Source organism: Streptococcus danieliae (assembly GCF_025447695.1).
GTDB lineage: Bacteria > Bacillota > Bacilli > Lactobacillales > Streptococcaceae > Streptococcus > Streptococcus danieliae.
In genome coordinates this window covers 1-6,977 of sequence record NZ_JAOBSU010000091.1, presented here as the reverse complement: position 1 = coordinate 6,977, position 6,977 = coordinate 1, and the positions used below count along the sequence as shown (strand labels likewise).

The following is a 6,977-nucleotide window of genomic DNA, read 5'->3' as shown; positions in this document are numbered from 1 at the left end:
ACTTTTGCTGGAAATTAGAGGACAAGAGTCCCTTCTTTTTTTATATGACGGAATACTTCTGGTTTTTAGAGGTGCCCTAGTATTAGAACTGCGGAATTAGTCGTAGCTAGACCCTGCTCCTCAAGAAGAGGGGCAGGGTTTTTGTGGTGGCTAAGACAGCTTGAAATGCAGTTTTTAGGTGCTTTTAGCACTTTTTTTTGTTACAATAGTCTAAAGTTAGCGAACAAAGGAGGTTTTTATAATGGCTACAAAAACATTTACCAGTGACTTTAGTTTTACTGCTGCATCAGCGGATAGTCTTCTAAAAGCACTCCGCAGAGATGTAACGCCTAAAACAGTGGATGTCTCGGATGTTACCTACGTTAGTGATCCTCAAGAAATAAAAGCATTTTTTGGAGTAAAATGATGGGTGATCTAGATGCTAAAAGCTAAACATAGAATGATGTACAAGTTCATTTTAGAACTTGCCTATCTCTCCTTTGCCAATATCAGATTGAAAGGGATATGTTTTCAGAGAATATTCATACCTTGAGTGGTTCCAAGGCTTCATATACAACACCCAAATAAGAAAAAGACTAGCCAAATCCCTTGGGGTACAAGGGGTTAGCTGCTCTTTGTTTATTTTTAGATGATAAAGTCGGGGGGGGATCCAGCCTATTTACTAGAGTTGTTTTTTAAATCTTGGTCTCCAGTTCATCTTCCTCTTATTTTTAGTATCTGCGTGTTATAATAGTTCTATAAAGAGGTGGATGCTATGAGTGTGAAAGAAATCATTGGAAAGAAAATCAGAGAAGAGAGAGAGAAAAAAGGTTTTTCTCGGGAGAGGTTGTGCGGAGGTGAGGAAGAGTTGACGGTTCGCCAGCTAGCCCGGATTGAACTCGGTCAATCGCTACCTTCGCTTATTAAACTCGAATATATTGCTCAAGTTTTAGAGACTGATTTAGCGATCCTTTTAGCAGGAGAGAGTATTGCTATTCCAGATGAATATTTTTCCATTAAATACCAACTATTTAAGTTTCCAACCTACGGAGATGAGGAACGCTTGGCTAAGAAAATCCAGATGGTTGAGGATATTTATGGGAACCTCTAAAAACCCCAGTTTTTCTTCAAATTGAATCACTCAAACCTTGATAAATCAACATTTAGATTTTCAGAAATTTAGTTTTTAGAGGTCCCCTTATGAGAAATACTTCGATTATTTGCCGGAAGAAGAACTTTATATGCTGGAGCTGGTTGACAACACATTGGATTACCGATCGACAGGCAAGACGGCAGCAGCAGAGGATGTTTTTGAGGATTTTTTTAAACAGCTCTTTTTGAAAACATACTATACTGTAAATGATTTATTGTTGATTTCCTACTATGCTCTTCAGTGTCAAGATAAGGATTATGATAGAAGCCTCTTAAAGTCGTTAGAGATAAAGGTTTTAGAACAGAAAATTTCAGGAGATGAGTACTATAATGCTGAGATATTGGGGGCATTAACAGCAATAGCAGGAGTATACTTGGATCATGCGGAGTATTCTCATATAAAAAGACTATCAGATAGGATGCATGTTATTATTGCGGAGACTCAGCAACATAGTGCTAAACCGCTCGCTTTTATTTACGATGCTAAGTACTATTTATATGCGGAGCATGATGTAGAAAAGGCTAGGGAATGTTATGATTTGGCATTCTTGTTAGCACAGAATTTTGGTGATGAAATTTTAGCGGCTAATATCCAAATGGAAAGAGAAAAGGATTCTATTTAAATTAAATAAGACCATGACATTTATGTCATGGTCTTATTTTTATGAGTTCATTATAATGAACTCATAAAGTTTGAAAGCGTTTTATTTGGATCTTAGATTTTCAGCTTTGAGTAGTCTATAAGGTTTATTCGACTAATGATGTGGTTGCTAAATATAGATATCAACACCAGTAAGAAAGCAAGGGGTGTGAAATATGAAAAGGCTCAAATTTTTGTTAATAATTGTGACTTGGATGGTATTTACTGTACCGTAAGTTATTGTTAAATAATGTGTTACTTGATAGATTATTGAATCATAAGTAAAGAGCTGTTTAGAAAGGAAGACATCATGAGTGTAGGGCGAGCAATTGAGGTTCGGGGTATCCGAAAGAAGTTTGGGACATTTACCGCCTTAGATGATATTAGCTTTGCGATTGAGTCAGGTGAGATTTTTGGTTTTCTGGGACCTTCGGGTTCTGGGAAAACGACCATGATCAACATCTTGACGGGGCAGCTCTCATCGGATGGTGGTCAGGCTACTATTCTAGGTAAGAGCTCAGGTGAGTTGTCAGCTGATGAATTGGAACAAATTGGGCTAGTGGGGGATACAAGTGGTTTTTATGAAAAAATGACTCTTTATAAAAATCTCCTGTTTTACAGCAAGTTCCACGGGGTTCCAACATCACGGGTTGATGAGTTGTTGCAAAACGTTGGTTTGTATGAAAGTAGAAATAAGATTGCTGAAAAGCTATCAACAGGGATGAAGCAGCGGATGTTTTTGGTGCGAGCGCTAATCAATCAGCCGAAAGTTCTATTTCTGGACGAGCCAACTTCTGGTCTAGATCCTGCGACATCACGGACTATCCATGACTTGATTTTGGAGTTAAAAGCAGCGGGAACCACGATTTTTCTGACCACTCATGATATGCACGAGGCAACACTTTTGTGCGATCATCTAGCCTTACTCCATAAGGGGAGATTAGTTGAGGAAGGTAATCCTGCGGATTTGATTCAGAAGTACAATACGGATAGAAAAGTCACCCTTCACTATGTGGATGGCAATCAGCAGGTGGTTGCTTTTACGGATTTAGCAGTGACTTTAGCAGATCCGTTGGAGGAGCTTGTTTCGATCCATTCTTGTGAACCAACTCTGGAAGATATTTTCATTTCATTGACAGGAGGAGAATTAAATGTTTAAGCGAATGTCGGCTTTATTGTGGTTACGTCTCCAAATTATTTTTTCCAATAAAAGTATCTTACTTCAAATCCTACTACCGTTTGCCTTCGTCTATTTTTATAAATACCTCTTGGAGACACAAGGTGGCGGTGGAGAGATGGAAGCTTTGGCTCTCTTAGCCATCTGTCTCCCCTTCTCTCTCGTGATGGCCGTGGGTAATCCGATTACGGTTATTTTGTCGGAAGAAAAAGAAAAGGGCAATCTACGAACCCTGCTCTTGAGTGGTGTGAGAGGCTATGAGTATCTTGCATCGACTTTGGTGATACCCTTCGTCTTGACTCTGATTATCATGGGAGCCGTTCCCCTAATTTTGGGAATTTCGATTGAAAATCTTGTTAATTATGGGGCGATTGTTTTCTTAACCTCTCTTGTCATTATTTTGACTTATCTTTTCTTAGGCTTAGTGACTAGGAGTCAGGTGGAAGCTCAGGTTATTAGTCTCCCTGTTATGCTTTTGGTAGCCTTTTTGCCAATGTTAGCCAATCTGGATAAGAGTTTGGGGACATTTGTTGATTACAGTTTTATGGGGCTATTCACAGACTATGTGACCAAATGGCAGGCATTTTCTTGGCATGAGGCTCTGCAAAGTTCGCTGGCTCTAGCCGGTTGGCTTGTGCTTCTAATCGTCTGTAACTTTTGGGTTCTTAGAGGAAGGAATCGGATGTAGTTTATTGGAGAAAAAGGTTTGAAGATTATTTATTAGGTGAAAGGAGGAAAGTTATGTTTTACCCAAGTTCTGTTGGTTTGCTATTGGTTGTAAAATTTCTTTTACCATAAGGGCTTTTACAATGTTTAGAATTTATGTTTGTTCTTAGTAGTTTAAATAGAAGGAGGAAAGTTATGGTTTATCCAGCTGTTGTGATACTTCCCTGGCTCGTAAAATTTTTTTGGCCATAAAATGTTTAAAATGTATGTTTGTCTATGATAGTTTGAATAGAAGGAGGAAAGTTATGATTTATCCGGCTTTTGCGATACTTCCCTGGCTTGTGAATTCAGTATTCCTAATAGTCTGAACAGAAGGGGGAAAAGGCTCCCCAGTCTAGATTAAGGTACAAGTAATAATAGATTGGAGAGAAGATGATTGGCTTAAATTTTGTGTATGAAAGAGATGAACTGCTATATTCGTTAGACTTGCCTATCGAGCTGCAAGATCCATTCAGTGTGGATTATTTGGATTTTGATCATCAAAGTTTTTAAGATTTAATAGATTATATGGATTTTTTAGAATTTGATCGTTATGTCTTTATTGCGGTTGAAGAAAATAGCCGTTTGCAACGTCTAGTGAATTATTTGTCAGATAAGGTAGATTATCCCATTACTACTCTTGAAATGGATTCTTTAGGAAAATTATTATCTGATGAGCAAGTGATCAATGTACAAAAAGTCTTAGAAAATCATAGTGGTTATCGGACTCTAAGAACTTTAAAAACAGAAGAAGTTTTTGAGAATGGTTACAGAGCTTTCAGGAGTGCTATGTATCCTCACTTAACAAAGGGATTACTGAAACATGTGCAAGTTGATGAAGTAAATACATTTTTATCTGAAAATAAGGACTTGATTCCTCATTTTGCGATTAACAGTGCGATTTATTCAGATACCGATTGTAATGATCCGAGCAATCCTTTTATTGTTAGATCTATTGCTAATTTTAGCAAAATGGAAATTTTTGCAAGATTAACGGAGCTGGAATTAAGGGATGCGCTGGAAGAATTTCTAAAATCTGGTCATCTGATGTTAACAAACCATGTCTTGGATTACGGTATTTTAACGGGAATATCAAGATTTAATTCTCTGGTATTTAAGCAGAGCACATTTTATCTTGATTCGGCTATGAATATACCAATTGGTTATTCTGGTGAGAGTTTTCAGAAACTTTTTAATGAAGCTAGCATGAAATTAGAGAGACAGGTCATAGATGCCAACAATGAGATTTGGTGTTTAGTTCCCCTCTTAATTGCTATGAATCGTACCTATAATGATTTAGAATTTGTCACTCCTTATAATCAATACCATCTTGCGGCAATTGAAGACAGGATAGTTTCTTTAAATTGGATAGCATTTAAGAATTCAGACCATCATTTTGCCTTTAATCTTCCAAATAGTCGTATTTTCAAGATCAATCAAGTGGTTTTTGAGAAGCTTGAGTATATTATCAAAAATCGTCTTGATGAAAGAGATCTAGTGATGCAAAAAGTTGTAGAGGTCTTAGAAACATATGCTTAATGAATTCATTCATAAAAAATTTCAAAGACGAGCTGAGCAGCTAGAGGTTATTGATAACTTATATAATGATACGACTTTTTCAGAATATTACCGATTGATTGTCGAACAGGACAGCTTGTTAGAAAACGATTTGGATATTTATAAACGTTATTTTGATAAGACAATGCCTGTTTTAGAAATCGGGAGTGGTACTGGTCGTATTTTTAATCCCTTGTTTCAAGCAGGATATGATGTTTACGGTATCGAACCCTTTGAAGAAATGTCTCAGTATATTGATGAAACTGGTCGGGATAGAATTTATCCTCTGACTTTACAGGAGGTTGAATCTCTACCTAAAAATAATATTGAGGTCATTATTATTCCGGCCACCTCGGTGTCCCTGTTTAGTCTCTCTGATTTTGAATATTTTTTAGAGTCTATAAAACGGCAACAACCTTTCATTAAACGAATTATTTTTGATTTCTTAAAGGAAGATTTCTTTCTTGATTCGATGGATAGTATTCAAAGTTATACGCTTGGATTAGGGAAGTTTTATTATGTGAATTTCTTTGATCAATCAAGGGAGAAGATTATTTATAATCTTGCTAATTCTGAAAAACTGGGGATTTCAGTTAAATATGCTTATTCTCATACTAGTGTGAAAAAGCTTTTTGAGAAACTAGGAATCGTCTTTAATGTTATCTCTAATTCTGACTGTTATACCATGGTGGAAGGGGTGTTTCATGAGAAGGAATAATTTATTACTCATTGGTTCAGAAAGTCATGTCTGTCAAGACTATATGAATCGGTACAAAGATACCTATGACACGATTGTCGGTATTGATTTTCCAGCAGAGTCAGGCTTAGAGCACTATCTATCTGTTGATTTTCGTGAAGATGGGGCTTATGAGAAAATAGTTCATTTTTTGGCAGACCTAGGTAAACAATTTTCGCAGATTGTTTTTGCAGTAGGGGTGAATCCGATGAACGATGTTTTTGGAGTGACCATTAAGGATTGGGATACCACTTTTGATGTTAATGTGAAAGCAGCTCTTTTTTCCCTCAAATCAGCCTATGATTATTTTAGTCCTCAGACGGCTATTGTCCTTATTGCTTCACAAAATGGTGTTGTTGGTCACAGTCAGCGAATTGATTATGGGACTTCTAAAAGTGCCTTGATTCATTTAGCCAAAAATCTTTCTGTTGATTACGCGAAAATCAGTGATAAAGATATTCGTGTCAATACAGTCTCTCCTTCTTATATCAAAACAGAGGAGAATAAGGACTTATTGGACTCTTATTTTGGAAAACGTTTATTAGCAAGAATTCCTTATCGGAGATTTGTCTCCCTTGAAGATGTGAGCCATTCTCTACATTTTCTCCTTGGAGAAGTGAGTCAATCAATTAGAGGACAAAATCTGATTTTGGATTATGGCTATACGATTGTTTAAAAGGAGATGGTATGGTTCAAACGATTGAAGAGCTTCACCATATTCAATACAGTGTTTATAAGGATGAGCGATGGGTTTATAATGTCAGAAATGACAGAATGATTGTATCAAAGCAACCCTTGGAAAATTATTTGGGAGAGATGGATGATTCTGCAAATCCCCTGTATGACTTTTATCACTCCCCCTATAAACGTGGGACATTCACAAATTTTCATCTATTGAGAATGATTGTGAATAGTTCAAAGATTGATTTTTTCCATAAGCTAGTATTATTTTTGGAGAGTGTACAATATCTTGTGTAAACGCAAAAAAGGAATAAATCCTGTTATAGTAGAGTTAGACCAAAAATACTACT

At 36.7% G+C, this 6,977-nt stretch carries 7 protein-coding genes and 2 pseudogenes; all 9 read left to right on the top strand.

Annotation, left to right across the window (positions count from 1 at the left end; translation table 11 throughout):
* The first annotated feature begins 241 nt into the window (after positions 1 to 241).
* The 9 genes and pseudogenes from N4310_RS06850 (at position 242) to N4310_RS06810 (ending at position 6,924) form a co-directional block, all read left to right on the top strand.
* Complete coding sequence (locus tag N4310_RS06850; protein WP_202056455.1) at positions 242 to 406, top strand: hypothetical protein; 165 nt, start codon at positions 242 to 244, stop codon at positions 404 to 406.
* A gap of 348 nt (positions 407 to 754) precedes the next feature.
* Positions 755 to 1,075, top strand: a pseudogene (locus N4310_RS06845) (helix-turn-helix domain-containing protein); the annotation flags it as partial.
* Positions 1,076 to 1,196: 121 nt separating this feature from the next.
* Positions 1,197 to 1,754: pseudogene (locus N4310_RS06840) on the top strand (helix-turn-helix domain-containing protein); the annotation flags it as partial.
* Positions 1,755 to 2,081: 327 nt separating this feature from the next.
* The gene (locus N4310_RS06835) at positions 2,082 to 2,930 is read left to right on the top strand and encodes an ABC transporter ATP-binding protein (protein ID WP_262092592.1); all 849 of its coding nucleotides are present in this window, start codon (positions 2,082 to 2,084) and stop codon (positions 2,928 to 2,930) included.
* Positions 2,923 to 3,636: an ABC transporter permease gene (locus tag N4310_RS06830; protein ID WP_262092591.1), complete on the top strand. Its 714-nt coding sequence runs from the start codon at positions 2,923 to 2,925 to the stop codon at positions 3,634 to 3,636. The genes N4310_RS06835 and N4310_RS06830 overlap by 8 nt, the downstream gene beginning before the upstream one ends.
* Before the next feature lie 545 nt (positions 3,637 to 4,181).
* Positions 4,182 to 5,192, top strand: a complete 1,011-nt coding sequence (locus N4310_RS06825) for a hypothetical protein (protein ID WP_262092590.1) — start codon at positions 4,182 to 4,184, stop codon at positions 5,190 to 5,192.
* The gene (locus N4310_RS06820; protein ID WP_262092589.1) at positions 5,185 to 5,928 is read left to right on the top strand and encodes a methyltransferase domain-containing protein; all 744 of its coding nucleotides are present in this window, start codon (positions 5,185 to 5,187) and stop codon (positions 5,926 to 5,928) included. Before N4310_RS06825 ends, N4310_RS06820 begins: the two co-directional genes overlap by 8 nt.
* Entirely contained in the window at positions 5,915 to 6,622 is a 708-nt protein-coding gene (locus N4310_RS06815) for an SDR family NAD(P)-dependent oxidoreductase (RefSeq protein WP_262092588.1), read from the top strand. The genes N4310_RS06820 and N4310_RS06815 overlap by 14 nt, the downstream gene beginning before the upstream one ends.
* Before the next feature lie 11 nt (positions 6,623 to 6,633).
* Positions 6,634 to 6,924: a hypothetical protein gene (locus tag N4310_RS06810; RefSeq protein ID WP_262092587.1), complete on the top strand. Its 291-nt coding sequence runs from the start codon at positions 6,634 to 6,636 to the stop codon at positions 6,922 to 6,924.
* Positions 6,925 to 6,977: the final 53 nt, after the last annotated feature.